Below are 16994 nucleotides of genomic sequence, written 5' to 3' on the forward strand. Positions count from 1 at the left end.
GGGTTCGAAGGGCCGCGCTCAGACGCGGCGCCATTCGGTCGACCCACCCGGTTTGTCTTCAAGCGCAATACCGGCTTCGAGCAATGCAGCACGAATCCGGTCTGCTTCGGCATAGTTCCTCGCCTGCTTCGCGGCGATGCGCTCGGCGATCTTCGCTTCGATCTCCTGCGGCGCGAGTCCCTGCTCCGAGCCCGTGCCGCTCGCCTGCTGCAGGAACACGCGCGGCTCGCGCTGAAGCAGACCGAGCACGCCTGCAAGACGCTTGAGCTGGCGAGCGAGCGCGGCATCGCGCGTACGGTTCACTTCGCTCGCGAGATCGAACAACACCGACACGGCCACCGGCGTGTTGAAGTCGTCGTTCATCGCAGACTGGAAACGCTGCGCGTTCGCCTCGTTCCAGTCAAGTTGCTGATTGTCCGGCTCGACATCCTTCAACGCCGTATATAGACGCGTCAACGCATTCTTCGCATCGTCGATATGCACGTCGCTGTAATTCAGCGGCGAACGATAGTGTGCCCGCGCAATAAAGAAGCGCACGACTTCGGCATCAAATTTTTCAAGGACTTCACGGATCGTGAAGAAGTTGCCGAGCGACTTCGACATCTTTTCACTATCGATCTGCACGAAGCCGTTGTGCATCCAGTAGTTCACGAACTGCTTGCCAGTCGCGCCTTCGCTCTGCGCGATCTCGTTCTCGTGATGCGGGAACTGGAGGTCCATGCCGCCGCCGTGGATGTCGAAGCGTTCGCCGAGCAACGCGCAGCCCATCGCGGAACATTCGATGTGCCAGCCCGGACGCCCGCGCCCCCACTTCGAATCCCAGCCCGTGTCTTCCGGCTCGCCCGCCTTCGACTGCTTCCACAGCACGAAGTCGAGCGGATCTTCCTTGGCGTCGTTGGCCGCGACGCGCTCGCCCGCGCGCAAGTCTTCGATCGACTTGCCCGACAGCTTGCCGTAGTCGGCGAACTTGCGCACCGAGTAGTTCACGTCGCCGTCTTTCGCCTGATACGCATAACCGTTGGCGTGCAACGCATCGATCATGCCGAGCATCTGCGGCACGTACTCTGTCGCGCGCGGCTCGATATCCGCGCGCGCGACGCCGAGCGCATCCATGTCTTCGTGCATCGCCGCGATGAAGCGCTGCGTGAGCGACTTGATGGCTTCGTTGTTCTCCACCGCGCGGCGAATGATCTTGTCGTCGATATCCGTGATGTTGCGCACGTAGGTCACCTTGTAGCCGATCTCGCGCAGCCATCGCTGCACGATATCGAACACCACGAACATGCGCGCGTGCCCGACGTGACAGTAGTCGTACACGGTAATTCCGCAGACATACATGCGCACCTCTCCGGCGCGAAGCGGCGTGAAGGTTTGCTTGTCACGCGCGAGCGTGTTGTAGATGCGCAGCGAGTTCATAGAAGGCGAAGCATGGGCCGGAATCAGCCGTGTGCCGGTCAGCGGGCGACGTGATCGATACGCGCGGGAGCGGAAAGAGACCCACACGCGAGCGCGAACACGACGGTCATGCGACCAGGACGGAGACGGCCACGAGTGGCGAAAGACAGTCTGGCGCCGGCGCGAGATGCTCACCTGGAAGAACCAGGCGCACGACACGTGCGCGGGACGTGCAGACCTTTTGTTAGAATGGGTCGGAGTATAACACCGGGACTTGAGCCTATGAAATCTCGAAGCGGCCGCGCGGCGGGCATTGCAAGCCGCGCTCCGGGCCGGGCAGAAAGCCTTGCCGGACAGCATGCCGCATCGGGCGTTTCTGCTCGTTCTCCGGTGTTCGCGCGCGCTCATGCGTGCCTGCGCTCCCCGTCTCTATCGCCGCTTTCGTGGCTTCTTTCGCTGCATCATTCATTGACTCGAATCCAAGTGACTCATCGCAAAGCGCGCACGCCTCTGCAACTCTCTTGCCGGCTCGTTCGCCGCACGCTCGCCATCGCGGCGTTCGGCTTCGCTTGTGCCGGCATGTCCGGGAACGCGCTCGCGCAGACCTCGACCGCCACGCGCGACGACACGCCGCAGATCGATTCGGCCATCGCGGGCAAGGACTGGAACACTGCGCTCACGCAGCTCGATGCGCGCATCGCGAGCAATCCGCGCGACGTGCAGGCGAAGTTCAAGCGCGCCACCGTGCTCGCCCGCTTGAACCGCGACGACGAAGCCATCGCCGCCTTCACCGAACTCACGCAGGCCTATCCCGAACTGCCCGAGCCGTATAACAACCTCGCCGCGCTCTATGCGAAGAAAGGCCGCTACGAAGACGCCCGCGCCGCGCTCGAAACCGCGGTGAAGGCGAACCCCGGCTATGCGCTCGCCTACGACAATCTGGGCGATCTTTATCTTCGTCTCGCGAGCGAGTCGTACAAGCGCGCGCAGTCGCTCGGCTCGAAGAGCCCGGTCACGAGCCAGCGCATCGCCGCGATCCAGAACATCTACACGCCGCCGAAGAAGCGCGCGGGCGCGGACGGCGCATCCGGCACCGGCGCGGCCACGGTGCCGCACACGGGCGCCGACGAATGGGCGCCCGCATCGGGCGCCACGTCGACCATCATGCCCACGCCCGACGAGTACTCGCCGTTCGGCGGCCCGACCGGCCCGCTGCCGACCGCGCCTTACGTCGCGCCGCAAACGCAGCCGCAATCGCAACCGTAATCACAGCCACCCACACGCACGCATCGCCGTCGACTGTCTGCTTTCACCACACGAGGATCGATCCTTCATGAAATTCCTGATGCTGGCGCTTTCGAGCACCGCCCTGATCGCGAGCGCGCCCGCGTTCGCCCAGCCGAACGCGCAGGCCGCCCATCCCACCGTGCTCATCAAGACCACGCAAGGCGACATCAAGGTCGAGCTGTATCCCGAGAAAGCGCCGAAGACGGTCGCGAACTTTCTCGATTACGTGAAGTCCGGACAGTACAGCGGCACGATCTTCCATCGCGTGATTCCGGGCTTCATGATCCAGGGCGGCGGCTATAGCACGAGCTTCGCGGAGAAGCCCACGCGCGCGCCGATCCCGCTCGAGAGCAAGAACGGTCTGAAGAACGCGACCGGCACGCTCGCCATGGCGCGCACGAGCGACCCGAACTCGGCCACCGCGCAGTTCTTCATCAATACGGTCGATAATGCGGGTCTCGACTATCCGAGTCCCGATGGCAACGGCTATGCCGTGTTCGGCAAGGTCGTCGCGGGCATGGATGTCGTGAAGAAGATCGAAGGCAGCCCGACCACCACGCGCGGCCCGATGCAGGACGTGCCGCAAAAGCCGACCGTCATCGAGTCGGCCACGGTGGTCTCGCAGTAACCGAGCGCCTGTCGCTTACCTGGCGCACGCTGCGCCGGGGCTCATCAAACACAATGGAGAGAACATCATCATGGTCGAACTGCATACAAACCACGGCGTCATCAAGCTCGAACTGGACGCGGACAAGGCGCCGAAGACGGTCGAGAACTTCCTGAACTACGTGAAGAAAGGTCATTACGACAACACCGTTTTCCATCGCGTGATCGACGGCTTCATGATTCAGGGCGGCGGCTTCGAGCCGGGCATGAAGCAAAAGCCGACCGATTCGCCGATCGACAACGAAGCGAACAACGGCCTGAAGAACGAGAACGGCTCGATCGCGATGGCGCGCACGAACGACCCGCACTCGGCGACCGCGCAGTTCTTCATCAACGTGAAGGACAACGACTTCCTGAACCACTCGTCGCCGACGCCGCAAGGCTGGGGCTACACCGTATTCGGCCGCGTCGTCGAAGGCATGGACGTGGTCGAGAAGATCAAGAAGGTCAAGACCGGCTCGAAGGGTTTCCATCAGGACGTGCCGGTCGACGACGTGGTGATCGAAAAGGCCGTGGTGGTCTGATCCCGGTCGTTGCATGACGGATACGAAGACTACATTCGATCGCGAAGCAGCGGGCGCAGCGAAACACGCGCGCCCGCTGTTTTTCATTGCCGATCTGCATCTCTCCGAAGCGATTCCGGAAACGGTCGCCGCCTTCGAGCATTTCATCGAAGTGACCGCGAACGAAGCCGACTCCGTTTTCATTCTCGGCGACCTGTTCGAGTTCTGGATCGGCGACGACATTCTCGACGGTCCCGCAAGCGACGCGCGCGCCAGTTTCGCGCGCCGCATGACGCGGCTCATGCACACGCTGTCCGAGCGCGGCATTGGCCTGTACGTGATGCACGGCAATCGCGATTTCCTGCTCGGCAGGCGCTTCATGAAGGATGCGGGCGCGCTGCCCCTGCCCGATCCGTTCGTCATCACCGCATTCGGCAGGCGCATCGTGCTCGCACATGGGGATGGGCTCTGCACCGCCGATCGCGCTTATCAGGGCTTTCGCCGCTTCGCGCGCAACAAGCTCGCGCAGCGCCTCTTTCTGGCGTTGCCGCTCGATACGCGCTTGGGCATCGGCCAGCGCATGCGTACGAAAAGCGAAGGCGCGCGCGTGAGCACCGGCGTCAAGGCGAAGTACGACGTCACGAAGAAAGCGGTGGCCGAACTCTTCATCAACAGCCGCACGAACACGCTGATTCACGGCCATACGCATCGGCCGGCGATGCATCGCGAAGTCGCAGGCGTGCGCTGGGTGCTGCCCGACTGGGAGCTCGACAGCGCGACGCCGCGCGGCGGCTATCTGCGTCTCGACGAAGACGGCGTGCACCCGCTGCCGCTTTAACTTTCGCGTTCGAGCGACACGGCGCCTTCGTGCGCCGTCTTGCCGTCCATCGACGTGCACAGCCGTTTCAGATCGACGAGCGCGGCGCCATCGACGCCATTGAGCGCTTCCACGCGCGCGCCGAGCCGTTCGAGCGCCGCGACGATCTCGTCGATGCGCTGCGTCTGCGTCGACGCGTGATCGATCAGTCCGTGGATCGCGAGCGACACGGGATCGTCCGCGTTGGGCGTGATGCCGTACGCGCAAAAGCCGCTCTTCGCGGGTTCATCGGATTTCCTTTCGACGGCCGGCATCACGATGCGCGCCGGATTGCCGACTGCGGTTCCACCCGCCGGCACCGGCTTCACGACGACCGCGTTCGAGCCGATCTTTGCGTCCGCGCCAACCGTGAAGCCGCCGAGCACCTTCGCGCCCGCACCGACGATCACGCCGCGTCCGAGTGTCGGATGACGCTTCGCGCCGCGCGTGAGCGACGTGCCGCCGAGCGTCACGCCCTGGTAGATCGTGCAGTCGTCGCCGATTTCGGCCGTCTCGCCGATCACCACGCCCATGCCGTGATCGATAAACACGCGCCGCCCGAGCGTTGCGCCCGGATGAATTTCGATGCCGGTGAGAAAGCGCGCGAACTGCGACACGAAGCGCGCAAGCCAGCGCCATTGCCCGCGCCAGCACGCGTTCGCCGCGCGATGCAGGACGATCGCGTGCAGCCCGGGATAACACGTGGCGACTTCCCAGACGCTGCGGGCGGCGGGATCGCGCTCGCGAATGGCCGCGATGTCTTCGCGAAGTCGTTCGAACATGGCGATGTCTCTGAGAGGGGAATGGGCGCTTTGCACGAATCGCGCGAAGCATATATCGGCGTTCGCCGTTTTTCGCCGATTGTAGGACGAGCACGCGCCCTCTGCCCGATGCCCCCGCTGACAGCGCGGTCAGTCTTGCTTCGAGCGCAGCAGAATGTGCTTCGCGATGCCGCGCAGGATATTCACTTCCTCACGCTCGAGTCCTGAACGCGCGAACATGCGCCGCACGCGGGACATCAGCTTCTTCGGATTGGCCGGATCGAGGAAATCCAGCGCGACGAGAGCGTCTTCGAGATGCGCGTACATGCCTTCGATTTCATCGCTCGACGCGCTCTGCCCCGCCGACTCCACCGCCGCGAGCGGACTCGCGGGCGCCTGAAACGCGACGCGCAACTCGTAGGCGAGCACTTGCACCGCCTGCGCGAGATTGAGCGAGCTGTAAGCGGGATTGGCCGGAATATGAGCCAGCGCGCTGCATCTTTCGACGTCCGCGTTCGAAAGCCCCGTGCGCTCGTTGCCGAACACGAGCGCGATGTCGCCGTGACGCACGAATTCGTGCGCGCGTTCGGCAAGCGCGCGCGGCGGCATCTGCGGCGGGCCGTACTCGCGCATGCGCGCGGTGAGCGCGACCGACCAGCGCACGCCGACGAGCGCATCGGCGAGCGTGTCGACGACATGCGCGGAGGCGAGCACGTCGTCGGCGCCGGAGGCCATCGCGATGGCTTCGGGCTCGTTCTTGACATCGGCCACGCGCGGCGCGACGAGGACGAGGCGCGCGAAGCCCATCGTCTTGAGCGCGCGCGCGGCAGCGCCGACATTGCCCGGATGACTCGGCTCGACGAGGATGAAGCGCGTCGACGTGAAGCCGCCGGCGGGCGCGGAGAGATCGTTGGGTTCCAAGGCGCGGTTCGTGCTGAGATTGAAAAAAGTGCCAACCCGTTATGCTAACGCGCTTTGTCCCGCCAGCGGAACCGCGCGGCCACTTTCGGGTAAAATGGCGCCTTCGCGCGCCGCGAACGGTCTTGCTTTCGGTCCAGCCTTCGCGCGAACGCCCCGCTCTTATTCAATTCGTCTTTCGTCGACATAGTCGTTGTCGCCAACTTTTCCGTCCGCACGCAAACGCCGGACGGTCAGAGGATTTCGCTCATGCATCCGATGCTCAATATCGCTGTCAAGGCCGCGCGCCGCGCCGGACAGATCATCAACCGCGCGTCGCTCGATCTGGACCGCCTCCAGGTCAGCAAGAAACAGCACAACGACTTCGTGACGGAAGTCGACAAGGCGTCCGAAGCCGCGATCATCGAGACGCTCCACACCGCCTATCCCGATCACTCGATCCTCGCCGAAGAATCCGGCGCAACGGATCGCGAATCGGAGTTCCAGTGGATCATCGATCCGCTCGACGGCACCACGAACTTCATCCACGGCTTTCCTTACTACTGCGTGTCGATTGCGCTCGCGCACAAGGGCGTCGTGCAGCAGGCCGTCATCTACGATCCGACGCGCAACGACCTCTTCACCGCATCGCGCGGGCGGGGCGCCTATCTGAACGAACGGCGCATCCGCGTCGGCAAGCTGGACCGTCTGTCCGATGCGCTGATCGGCACGGGCTTCCCGTTCCGCGACGGCCAGGGCCTGAACGGCTACATGCGCCTCTTCAGCGAAATGACGCTGTCGTGCGCAGGATTGCGGCGCCCGGGCGCGGCGGCGCTCGATCTGGCCAACGTCGCGGCCGGTCGTCTCGATGGCTTCTTCGAGCAGGGCATCCATCCGTGGGACGTGGCGGCGGGCAGCCTGATCGTGACCGAAGCGGGCGGACTCGTCGGCAATTACACCGGCGAATCGGATTTCCTGTTCAAGAACGAGATCGTCGCGGCCAATCCGAAGGTGTACGCGCAGATGGTCAAGATCCTCGACATGTACTCGCGCACGCGCCTCACCGGCGAATAAGCTGGATCGAAGGGGCGCGTCTCGCGCCCCTTTTGTTTTTGACTTCCTCCAGCGCTCCGGGCGCGCCGCCTGCCCTGCAACGAATGCCGGGCTCCGCTACAGTGCAAGCTTCGTCTCCTTCCGGCAACGGTGCATTCCCGCCGCACGCCGCGCCTCACGTCACGCCCCGCTCATGAAGAAAGGCTTCTACACGATCATCGCCGCGCAGTTCGTTTCGTCGCTCGCCGACAATGCGCTCCTGATCGCCGCGATCGCCATGCTCGCCGTCGTCCATTCGGCGCCCTGGATCACCCCGCTTCTGCAGATCTTCTTCACGATCTCGTACGTCGTGCTCGCGCCGTTCGTCGGCGCATTCGCCGATGCGCTCCAGAAGCGCCACGTCATGTTCATTTCGAACGCGCTCAAGGCGGCGGGCTGCGCGATGATGATCGCGGGCGTGCATCCGATGATCGCGTATGGCGTCGTCGGGCTCGGCGCGGCGGCCTATTCGCCCGCGAAGTACGGCATTCTCACTGAGCTGCTGCCGCCGCAGAAGCTGATTCCGGCGAACGCGTGGCTCGAATCCGCGACCGTCGGCTCGACGATCCTCGGCACGGTGATCGGCGGCGCGCTCGTCAGTCAGGTCGTGACGCGCTGGGTTTCGCACGCGCATCTGCCGTTCGTGAGCACGGCCGCGCACGCCGCGCTTTTCGCCGTCATGCTGATCTACGCGTCGGCGGCGGTCATCAACGTGTTCATCCCCGATACCGGCGCGCGCTATCCGAATCTTCTCAACGAGCCGACGAAGCTCGTCCACGATTTCTCGCGCTGCTTCAAGGTGTTGTGGAAGGACAAGCTCGCGCAGATCGCGCTGTGGGTCACGACGCTGCTCTGGGGCGCGGCCGTCACGCTGCAACTGCTCGTGCTCAAATGGGCCGATGCAAATCTGGGCCTGTCGCTCTCGAAAGCCGCTGTGCTGCAGGGCGTGACGGGCGTGGGCATCGCGCTCGGCGCCGCGGCGGCATCGGCGTGGATCATGCTGCGCCAGTCGTTGAAAGTTCTGCCGGTCGGCGTGCTGATCGGCGCGGTGGCGGTCGCGATGGCCTTCTACAACAAGGACATGTTTCCGGCCGGCGCGGGCGTGCATTTCGGGCCGCTGTTCGCACCCGCTTACATCCTGATGGCCTATCCGCTGATGATCGCCCTCGGCGGCCTCTCGGGCTTCTTCATCGTGCCGATGAACGCGATCCTCCAGCATCGCGGCGCGACGCTGCTTTCCGCCGGACATTCGATTGCCGTGCAGAACTTCAACCAGAATCTAGCCGTCCTGGCGATGCTCGGCGCCTACGCGCTCCTGCTGACGACGAACGTGCCGGTGCAATGGATCATCGTCGTGTTCGGCGTTTTCGTCTGTCTGATGATGGCGCTCGCGATGCGCCGCCACACGCGCAACGAGCGCGAGACGGACCTCGTTGCGCTGGTCGAGGAATGAACCTTGCTCGTCGGTGTATCCTGGGTCACACCCCGGCGCCGGCTTACGAGGGAAATGGGAGGGAACGCGGGCGGCGGGGTCAGGTCGTAACGCTGTGCAGGCCGCGAGCAATAGCCGCATGGCGGCGTTGCGGACCGGACCCGGCGATATCATTCCTCGGCAACGTCAATAAAGGAGCATGAAAATGGGATTGTTCACACGTTCGACGCTCGACAGCAGAATCAATGGCGCAGCCGATCTCGGCCAGCGCGCGGTGCGCGGTGCGAGCGACGCGGTCGATTCGGCAAGCAGCCAGTTGCGCAGCCTGCTCGACGATCTGGAAAGCTCGATTTCCGGCGCGAAGGACATTGACGCGGACAAACTGCGCAAGGAACTGCAATCGAAGCTCAAGACCGCACGCTCGCAGATGAACGGCGCAGGCGGCGCAATTGCGGGCCGGCTCAACGATGCCGCCGGTTACGCCGACGACTTCGTTCACGACAGGCCGTGGCACACGCTCGGTGCGGTCGCGGGTCTCGCGCTGCTCGTCGGGTTTCTCGCCGGGCGCGCGTGACGCATAACGGTGTTTTCCGCATCGGCCATCGGGACGGCATCGCGTTCGTTCTGGTCGCCGGTTGCGCGCTCGCCGCGGCGCAGTCGCGCTAGCCGGCATTCCATTGGCCATTCGGCCGACTCCGCCGTCATCCCATGACGGGTTAAACTCTTGCCCTATCGGCTGATTTTCCGGCTGTATTTTTTGGCTGAAATATCGGTTGAATAACGGCCGGCGCACGTCGCGTCCGGCCGTTTAGTCATTCTGGCCTTCACAGCACGCAAGATGGGCAATCAAACGGCAACTCCCGACACTTCTCCAGACATCGCCGCGCCGCTCGCGGATCTGTCGCAGCACACGCCGATGATGCAGCAGTATCTGCGCATCAAGGCCGAGCATCCCGGCACGCTCGTTTTCTATCGAATGGGCGATTTCTACGAGCTTTTCTTCGACGACGCCGAAAAGGCCGCGCGCCTGCTCGATCTCACGTTGACGCAGCGCGGCGCATCGGGCGGCAATCCGATCAAGATGGCGGGCGTGCCGCATCACGCATGCGAGCAATATCTCGCGAAGCTCGTGAAGCTGGGCGAATCGGTGGCGATCTGCGAGCAGATCGGCGATCCGGCGACATCGAAAGGGCCGGTCGAGCGCAAGGTCGTGCGCGTCGTCACGCCGGGCACGCTGACCGACGCCGCGCTGCTGTCCGACAAGAGCGACGTCTACCTGCTGGCGCTGTGCCCCGCGCACAACCGTCGCGGCGTGGTGACGAGCGTCGGGCTCGCGTGGCTCAATCTCGCGAGCGGCGCGTTGCGTCTCGCGGAAGTCGCGCCGAATCAGGTGAGCGCGGCGCTCGAACGGATTCGCCCGTCGGAAACGCTCATCGCGGATTCGATCACGGATGTGCCGGCGTCGCTCGGTGTGATGCATCCGGGCGCGACCACGCGCGTGCCGGCATGGCACTTCGACGTCGGCTCGGGCACGCAGCGTCTGCGCGAACAGCTCGATGTCGCGAGCCTCGACGGTTTTGGCGGAGAAACGCTCACCTGCGCGTGCGGCGCGGCCGGCGCGCTGCTGCTCTACGCAGCCGCCACGCAAGGCCAGCAGTTGCGTCACGTACGCAGCCTGAAGGTCGAATACGAATCTGAGTACATCGGGCTCGATCCCGCCACGCGGCGCAATCTCGAACTCACCGAGACATTGCGCGGCACCGAATCGCCGACGCTCTTCTCCTTGCTCGACACGTGCTGCACGACGATGGGCAGCCGCCTCCTGCGCCACTGGCTGCATCATCCGCCGCGCGACGCATCGATCGCGCAGGCGAGACAGCAGGCGATCGGCGCATTGCTCGACGCGCCCACGAGCGGCGGCCTCGACACGTTGCGCGGCGCGCTGCGCAAGATCTCGGACATCGAGCGCATCACGGGCCGTCTTGCGTTGCTGTCGGCGCGCCCGCGCGATCTGTCGAGCCTGCGCGACACCTTCGCCGCGCTGCCCGATCTGCGCACGCTCGTCTCCGCCGTGGCCGCACATGCGCTTGCGCTGCAACGCATCGACATCGCGCTCGAGCCGCCGCACGAGTGTCTCGATCTCCTGACGAACGCCATCGCGCCCGAACCGGCCGCGTTGATCCGCGACGGCGGCGTGATCGCGCGCGGATACGATCCCGATCTCGACGAGCTGCGCGATATTTCGGAGAACTGCGATCAATTCCTGATCGATCTCGAAGCGCGCGAGCGCACGCGCACCGGCATCGCGAATCTGCGCGTCGAATACAACAAGGTGCACGGGTTTTATATCGAAGTCACGCGCGGACAGACCGACAAGGTGCCCGACGACTATCGCCGCCGCCAGACCTTGAAGAACGCCGAGCGCTATATCACGCCGGAGCTGAAGGCGTTCGAAGACAAGGCGCTCTCCGCGCAGGAGCGCGCGCTCGCGCGTGAACGCGCGCTCTATGACGCGCTGCTGCAGAACCTGTTGCCCTTCATAGCGGACTGCCAGCGCGTCGCCAGTGCGCTGGCGGAACTCGATCTGCTGTGCGCGTTCGCCGAACGCGCCCGCGCGCTCGACTGGGTCGCGCCGGAATTCACCGCCCATGCGGGCATCGATATCGAACAAGGGCGGCATCCGGTCGTCGAGGCGCAGGTCGAGCAGTTCATCGCCAACGATTGCTGTCTGAGCCAGGACCGCAAGCTCCTGCTCATCACCGGCCCGAACATGGGCGGTAAATCGACCTTCATGCGTCAGACCGCGCTGATCGCGCTGATGGCGCATGTCGGCAGCTATGTGCCGGCGAAGCGCGCGCGTTTCGGCGCGCTCGATCGCATCTTCACGCGCATCGGCGCCGCCGACGATCTCGCGGGCGGCCGCTCGACCTTCATGGTCGAGATGACCGAAGCGGCGGCCATTCTCAACGACGCGAGCGCATCGAGCCTCGTCTTGATGGACGAGATCGGCCGCGGCACGTCGACCTTCGACGGCCTCGCGCTCGCATGGGCGATCGCGCGTCATCTTCTCACGCACAACGGCTGCTACACGCTCTTCGCGACGCACTACTTCGAGCTCACGCAGTTACCTTCGGAATTCGCGCAGGCGGCGAACGTGCATCTGTCGGCGGTCGAGCACGATCACGGCATCGTGTTCCTGCACGCGGTGAGCGAAGGTCCGGCCAATCAGAGTTACGGCTTGCAGGTCGCGCAGCTCGCGGGCGTGCCGGGCGCGGTGATCCGCGCGGCGCGCAAGCACCTCGTGCATCTCGAACAGCAGTCGATCAACCAGCCCGCCGCGCAGTTCGATCTCTTCGCCAGTCAGCCGTATGCGCCGTACGAAGACGAAGCGAAGCCCGACGAAAAAGCGCAGGCGCCCGAGCATCCGGTCATGGAGAAGCTGCGCGCGCTCGATCCGAACGATCTGCGTCCGCGCGACGCGCTCGATCTGCTCTACGAACTGCATGAGCTGGCGAACAGTCCGCCGGATGCCTCGCGTTGAGCGCGCCACGGCACGCGTGACGCGCGTGCTGACGATCGCGATCGCGCTGACATTCGGCGCGACCGCGCAGGCGCACGCACAAGGCGACGCGCCGCTCGCGTTCGCCGTCATCGCCGACGCGCTCTCGCGTCCCGCCGACGAAGCGCCCGTGCGCCGCATGCTCGACGCGATCGCGCGCGAAGGCAACATCGCGTTCATCGTCTACGACGGCAACTTCAAAGGCGCGGCCGAGCCTTGCCGCGATAGCGTCTTCCAGTCGCGCCACGATCTGCTCGACGCATCGCGCACGCCGCTCGTGCTGCTGCCCGGTCAGCACGACTGGGCCGATTGCGCTCTCGCACACGCGGGCGCTTACGATCCGGTCGAGCGGCTCGACTTCGTGCGTCAGCTCTTCTTCGCCGATGCCGCATCGCTCGGACAGAACCCCCTCACGCTCGCGCGCGAAAGCGATGTCGCGCGCTTTCGCACGTTTCGCGAAATCGTGCGCTGGCAGGCGCAAGGCATTGCGTTCATCGGGCTGAACGCGCCGAGCCCGAATAATCACTATCTGACCGCGGGCGGGCGCAACGGCGAGTTCGAGGATCGCGCCGTCGCGACGACGTTCTGGCTCGAACACGCGGCGGAATCGGCACGGCGCGCCGAGATGCGCGCGCTCGTCGTCATGTTGCAGGGTGATCCGGATTTTTCGCGCTACGAGCGGCGCGAACGCTTCGCATGGCTACGCTTCTCGCGCCCGAACCAGCCGCGCGACGGCTTTCTCGAACTGAAGCGCAGTCTCGTAAAGGCGGCGGAGACCTTTCGCGGGCCCGTCATCGTGATACATAGCACCGACGCGCCCGAGCCGAACGGCTTTCATATCGATCAACCGTTGCGCAACGACAAGGGCTTGATCGTCACGAATCTCACGCGTGTGGCGATCGCGTTCAAGAAGCCGCAATCGCAATGGCTCGAAGTGCAAAGCGATGCACAATGGCATCCGCCGTTTCGGCTGCGCGTGCGCGATGTGAAGGAGACGCGCACGCGCGAGCCGGGCGCGACACCGGCAGAAACGCCCGCATCGGTGCCGCCCGCGCTGCCGCGCAACGATCTGCCCGAGCCGCTGCCTGCGCCGCCTTCGATGCCGCTGCCGGCCTCCGACCTGCCGCCCATCCTGAGCCCGCCGCAGTCGTTGCCGCCCATTTATCCCGTGCCCGCGTCGGGCATGCAGAACGGGTCGTCCGGATAAGAAAAAAGCGCAGCCGAAGCTGCGCTTTCCGTGCCTTCTTCACCGGCCGGCGCGCTCAATGCAGCGTCGGACCTGCATCCTTGCGGGGCTCGTCGTCATCGTCGTCTTCGTCTTCATCGACGACGTGCAGACCGTCCGCGCCGTGTGCGTGCTGATGTTCGATCTCGTCGTCGGTCGCCGTGCGCACTTCCTGCACCGACAGCGCGAAACGCAGCGCCATGCCCGCGAGCGGATGATTGCCGTCGAGCACGACCTTGTCTTCGGCGACATCGGTCACGGTATAGATGAGCGAGTCGACGTCGTCATCGCCGTCTTCGGGCGTGCCTTCGAACTGCATGCCGACTTCGAGCGGCTCGGGAAAACGGCTGCGCTCCTCGATCTTCACGAGTTCGGGATCGTACTCGCCGAAGGCATCCTGCGGCTCGAGCTGAATGAGCGTTTCATAGCCCGCCTCCTGACCGTCGAGCGCTTCCTCGATCTTGGGGAACGTGCCATCATAGCCGCCGTGCAGATAGACCATCGGCTCGTCGCTCTCCTCGATCAGATTGCCTTGCGCATCCGATAGCTTGTAAGCGACCGAAACGACAGTGTCTTTCGCAATTTTCATTGGATCCTCCAAGATACAAGCCTCGATTATACGATGCCCAAGCGGCCCCAAGACGCAACCCCATCCCCCGTTTCCGGCCTTCCCGAGCATGCTCGCGCGCCCTTGCCAGACGAACTCACACCGCTGTTGGGCAACCGCACGCCACGACAGTTCATGCGACGTTACTGGCAGAAAAAGCCTCTGCTGATTCGCCAGGCCATCCCGAAAATCGCGGCGCCGCTCGCGCGCGACGAACTCTTCGCACTCGCCGATCAGGACGATGTCGAGTCCCGGCTCATCACGCACTTCCGCAATGCGTGGGATATGGAGCACGGACCGTTCGCGCCCGACGAATTGCCGTCGGTCAGAAAGCGCGAGTGGACTCTGCTCGTGCAGGGCGCGAACCTCCACGACGACCGCGCGCACGCGCTGATGAACCGGTTCCGCTTCATTCCCGACGCGCGTCTCGACGATCTCATGATCTCCTACGCGACCGACGGCGGCGGTGTCGGACCGCACTTCGACTCGTACGACGTGTTTTTGCTGCAGGTTCACGGCAAGCGCCGCTGGCGTATCGGTGCGCAGCGCGATCTTTCGCTAAAACCCGGATTGCCGTTGAAAGTTTTACAGCACTTCGAACCCGAGGAAGAATGGGTGCTGGAGCCGGGCGACATGCTCTACCTGCCGCCGCATATCGCGCACGACGGCATCGCCGAGGGCGAATGCATAACGGCGTCGATCGGCTTTCGCGCGCCCTCCTCGCACGAACTCACGGCGCAGTTTCTCTATCACCTCGCCGAACGCGCGGGCGAGACGCCCGATGGCGTGCGCGGCAACGCACGCTATCGCGACCCGGCGCAGGAACCGGTATCCGAGCCGGCTGCGCTGCCTGCGCTTCTCGTCGAACGTGTTGGCGCGATCCTTGCGAACATCGACTGGAGTGAAAAGGACATCGCTACGTTTCTAGGGAGTTATCTGAGCGAGCCGAAAGCAAATGTCGTATTCGACTCGCCGGAGCGCGCATTGAATGAGCAAAAATTTGTTGAGCGAGCGAAAAAGACGGGCGTCCGACTGGATAGAAAGACCATTTTGCTCTACGACGCACGGTCATATTTTGTAAATGGCGAATCGGAAGCACTGTCGCCGAAGCTGAAAAAGTGGCTCCCTGAATTGGCCAATAGCCGGTGTCTGGAAGCGAAACGCTTTGTAACACTTACAGACGATTCGTCAATGACAGCGCTGCTTCACGAATGGTATCGTGCGGGCTGGATTCTGATGGGCGCTTTGCCTTGACAGGCTTGCCTTTACGAGACTTCCCGGGACCCTGCGGCGGCTAGTTTTTTGTTGTTCCGCAATATGAAAATTTGTATGAGAAAGACAACGTATCGTCCCCTGATTTATCGACGGTCGTTACGAAAGTGCCTATAATTTGCGGCCAAGCCGTAGGAAGTCTCACACATAAAAGAATTGTGAGTCTCCACAGCGGCCCAGGTCGGTGTTGGAGCACACATTACCGGTACTTTGCGCTGTTGCTTACCTTTAACCATAAAAGGACGTGATCATGAAGAAATCCCTCCTCGTAGCATCCCTGTTGGCTGCTGTTGCTCTGGCTGCATGCAACAAGTCTAGCGAAACGGCTGCTCCGAGCGCTGCAAGCGATACGTCGGCTGCTTCGGCTCCGGCTGCTGCTGCTTCGGACGCAAACGCTGCAGCATCGAGCGCTTCGGCCGCTGCAAGCGACGCAGCTTCGGCTGCTGGCGCGGCTTCGGACGCTGCCGCTTCGGCTGCTGCTCCGGCATCGGGCGCAAGCCAGTAAGGCTTGAGCAACGCAGCAGGCTGCTCGATGCGGCCTGCTAACGAAAAAACCGGCTCTTGAGCCGGTTTTTTTGTATCTGCTTTTTTGTATATGCCGCTGTATATGCCGCGCGCGTCGACCCTGCGTCGAAAAAAACTTACATCATTCAGAGCGTAAGCCAGTCGAACCCTTCCGCCTGGGTCGCGACGACGACATCCAAAGCACTCGCGCCCAGCACCGATGCGAGCGCCGCCTGCGCCAGATGTGGCAGATTGTTCTGCTGGCTCAGATGTGCGGCGACGAGATGGCGCAGCCGCGAACGGTCGAGCGACGCGAGAATGGCCGCCGCCGCTTCATTGTTCAGGTGTCCATGCGTCCCGCCGATGCGCGCCTTCAGCGAAGGCGGATAACGGCTCGCTGCGAGCATCGCGATATCGTGATTGGATTCGAGCACGAGCGCATCGCAACCGCTCAACACATGCGTGATATGCGGCGTCGATACGCCCACGTCAGTCAGCACGCCGAGACGGCTCGCGCCATCGGAGAAGACGTATTGCAAGGGCTCGCGCGCATCGTGCGGCACCGTGTAGGGCAAGACGCTCAGATCGCCGATTGCGACGCTCTCATCGCCCCACAACACGTTCAACTCGACATTGGCTTCATCGGCGCCGATCGCGCGTGCCGTGCCCCAACTCATGTGCAGCGGAATGGACCAGCGGCGCGCGAGCGTCAGCGCGCTGCCGATGTGATCCGTGTGCTCATGCGTGATGACGATGGCGTCGAGGTCTTCGGCACGGCAATTCAGGCGCGCGAGACGGCGCTCGACTTCCTTTCCGGAGAATCCGCAGTCGAGCAGCACGCGGGTCGTCGTCGTGCCGCTCGATGCCTCGACGAGCAATGCATTGCCCTCGCTGCCGCTGCCGAGACTGGCGAATCTCACGATGTCTTCAGCATGTCG

16 protein-coding genes are annotated in these 16994 nt (G+C 63.9%); 11 read left to right on the plus strand and 5 right to left on the minus strand.

Annotated elements, in window-relative coordinates:
- Window positions 1-18: 18 nt before the first annotated feature.
- Window positions 19-1416, minus strand: coding sequence for a cysteine--tRNA ligase (cysS, locus tag AWB77_RS19705; RefSeq protein ID WP_061136139.1), 1398 nt, complete (start codon window positions 1414-1416; stop codon window positions 19-21).
- A gap of 462 nt (window positions 1417-1878) precedes the next feature.
- On the opposite strand from cysS, the gene AWB77_RS19715 reads away from it, so the two are divergent.
- The 4 genes from AWB77_RS19715 to AWB77_RS19730 all read left to right on the plus strand — a co-directional run bounded on the left by AWB77_RS19715 (window position 1879) and on the right by AWB77_RS19730 (window position 4689).
- On the plus strand, window positions 1879-2661 hold the full coding sequence (locus AWB77_RS19715; RefSeq protein ID WP_074168912.1) for a tetratricopeptide repeat protein: 783 nt from the start codon (window positions 1879-1881) through the stop codon (window positions 2659-2661).
- A gap of 67 nt (window positions 2662-2728) precedes the next feature.
- On the plus strand, window positions 2729-3310 hold the full coding sequence (locus tag AWB77_RS19720) for a peptidylprolyl isomerase (RefSeq protein ID WP_061136141.1): 582 nt from the start codon (window positions 2729-2731) through the stop codon (window positions 3308-3310).
- 70 nt (window positions 3311-3380) lie between these two features.
- On the plus strand, window positions 3381-3872 hold the full coding sequence (locus AWB77_RS19725) for a peptidylprolyl isomerase (RefSeq protein WP_061136142.1): 492 nt from the start codon (window positions 3381-3383) through the stop codon (window positions 3870-3872).
- Between the two features lie 13 nt (window positions 3873-3885).
- Window positions 3886-4689, plus strand: a complete 804-nt coding sequence (locus tag AWB77_RS19730) for a UDP-2,3-diacylglucosamine diphosphatase (protein WP_061136143.1) — start codon at window positions 3886-3888, stop codon at window positions 4687-4689.
- Here AWB77_RS19730 and cysE read toward each other — a convergent pair.
- Both cysE and AWB77_RS19740 read right to left on the minus strand, forming a co-directional pair.
- On the minus strand, window positions 4686-5489 hold the full coding sequence (gene cysE / locus AWB77_RS19735) for a serine O-acetyltransferase (RefSeq protein WP_061136144.1): 804 nt from the start codon (window positions 5487-5489) through the stop codon (window positions 4686-4688). The two genes, AWB77_RS19730 and cysE, sit on opposite strands and share 4 nt — an antisense overlap.
- Before the next feature lie 129 nt (window positions 5490-5618).
- Window positions 5619-6389, minus strand: coding sequence for an RNA methyltransferase (locus tag AWB77_RS19740; protein ID WP_061136145.1), 771 nt, complete (start codon window positions 6387-6389; stop codon window positions 5619-5621).
- 246 nt (window positions 6390-6635) lie between these two features.
- On the opposite strand from AWB77_RS19740, the gene AWB77_RS19745 reads away from it, so the two are divergent.
- The 5 genes from AWB77_RS19745 (at window position 6636) to AWB77_RS19765 (ending at window position 13655) form a co-directional block, all read left to right on the plus strand.
- Window positions 6636-7439, plus strand: coding sequence for an inositol monophosphatase family protein (locus AWB77_RS19745; protein ID WP_061136146.1), 804 nt, complete (start codon window positions 6636-6638; stop codon window positions 7437-7439).
- A 172-nt stretch (window positions 7440-7611) separates the two neighbouring features.
- Entirely contained in the window at window positions 7612-8910 is a 1299-nt protein-coding gene (lplT, locus tag AWB77_RS19750) for a lysophospholipid transporter LplT (RefSeq protein WP_061136147.1), read from the plus strand.
- A 184-nt stretch (window positions 8911-9094) separates the two neighbouring features.
- Window positions 9095-9463, plus strand: coding sequence for an ElaB/YgaM/YqjD family protein (locus tag AWB77_RS19755; protein ID WP_061136148.1), 369 nt, complete (start codon window positions 9095-9097; stop codon window positions 9461-9463).
- A gap of 264 nt (window positions 9464-9727) precedes the next feature.
- Window positions 9728-12430: a DNA mismatch repair protein MutS gene (gene mutS, locus AWB77_RS19760; RefSeq protein ID WP_061136149.1), complete on the plus strand. Its 2703-nt coding sequence runs from the start codon at window positions 9728-9730 to the stop codon at window positions 12428-12430.
- Window positions 12417-13655 (plus strand): hypothetical protein, encoded by a 1239-nt coding sequence (locus AWB77_RS19765; RefSeq protein ID WP_082852693.1) that lies wholly within the window; start codon window positions 12417-12419, stop codon window positions 13653-13655. The genes mutS and AWB77_RS19765 overlap by 14 nt, the downstream gene beginning before the upstream one ends.
- A gap of 55 nt (window positions 13656-13710) precedes the next feature.
- Here AWB77_RS19765 and AWB77_RS19770 read toward each other — a convergent pair whose 3' ends face one another.
- Entirely contained in the window at window positions 13711-14262 is a 552-nt protein-coding gene (locus tag AWB77_RS19770; RefSeq protein WP_061136151.1) for an FKBP-type peptidyl-prolyl cis-trans isomerase, read from the minus strand.
- A gap of 33 nt (window positions 14263-14295) precedes the next feature.
- Between AWB77_RS19770 and AWB77_RS19775 the strand changes: the two genes are divergently transcribed.
- Together AWB77_RS19775 and AWB77_RS36920 are read left to right on the plus strand one after the other, a co-directional pair.
- On the plus strand, window positions 14296-15534 hold the full coding sequence (locus AWB77_RS19775) for a cupin domain-containing protein (protein WP_061136152.1): 1239 nt from the start codon (window positions 14296-14298) through the stop codon (window positions 15532-15534).
- A gap of 268 nt (window positions 15535-15802) precedes the next feature.
- Window positions 15803-16057 carry a hypothetical protein gene (locus AWB77_RS36920; RefSeq protein ID WP_074168913.1) on the plus strand — a complete coding sequence of 85 codons (255 nt, stop codon included), beginning with the start codon at window positions 15803-15805 and terminating at the stop codon, window positions 16055-16057.
- A gap of 145 nt (window positions 16058-16202) precedes the next feature.
- Here AWB77_RS36920 and AWB77_RS19785 read toward each other — a convergent pair whose 3' ends face one another.
- Entirely contained in the window at window positions 16203-16976 is a 774-nt protein-coding gene (locus AWB77_RS19785; protein ID WP_061136154.1) for an MBL fold metallo-hydrolase, read from the minus strand.
- Window positions 16977-16994: the final 18 nt, after the last annotated feature.

The organism is Caballeronia fortuita (assembly GCF_001544835.2).
GTDB lineage: Bacteria > Pseudomonadota > Gammaproteobacteria > Burkholderiales > Burkholderiaceae > Caballeronia > Caballeronia fortuita.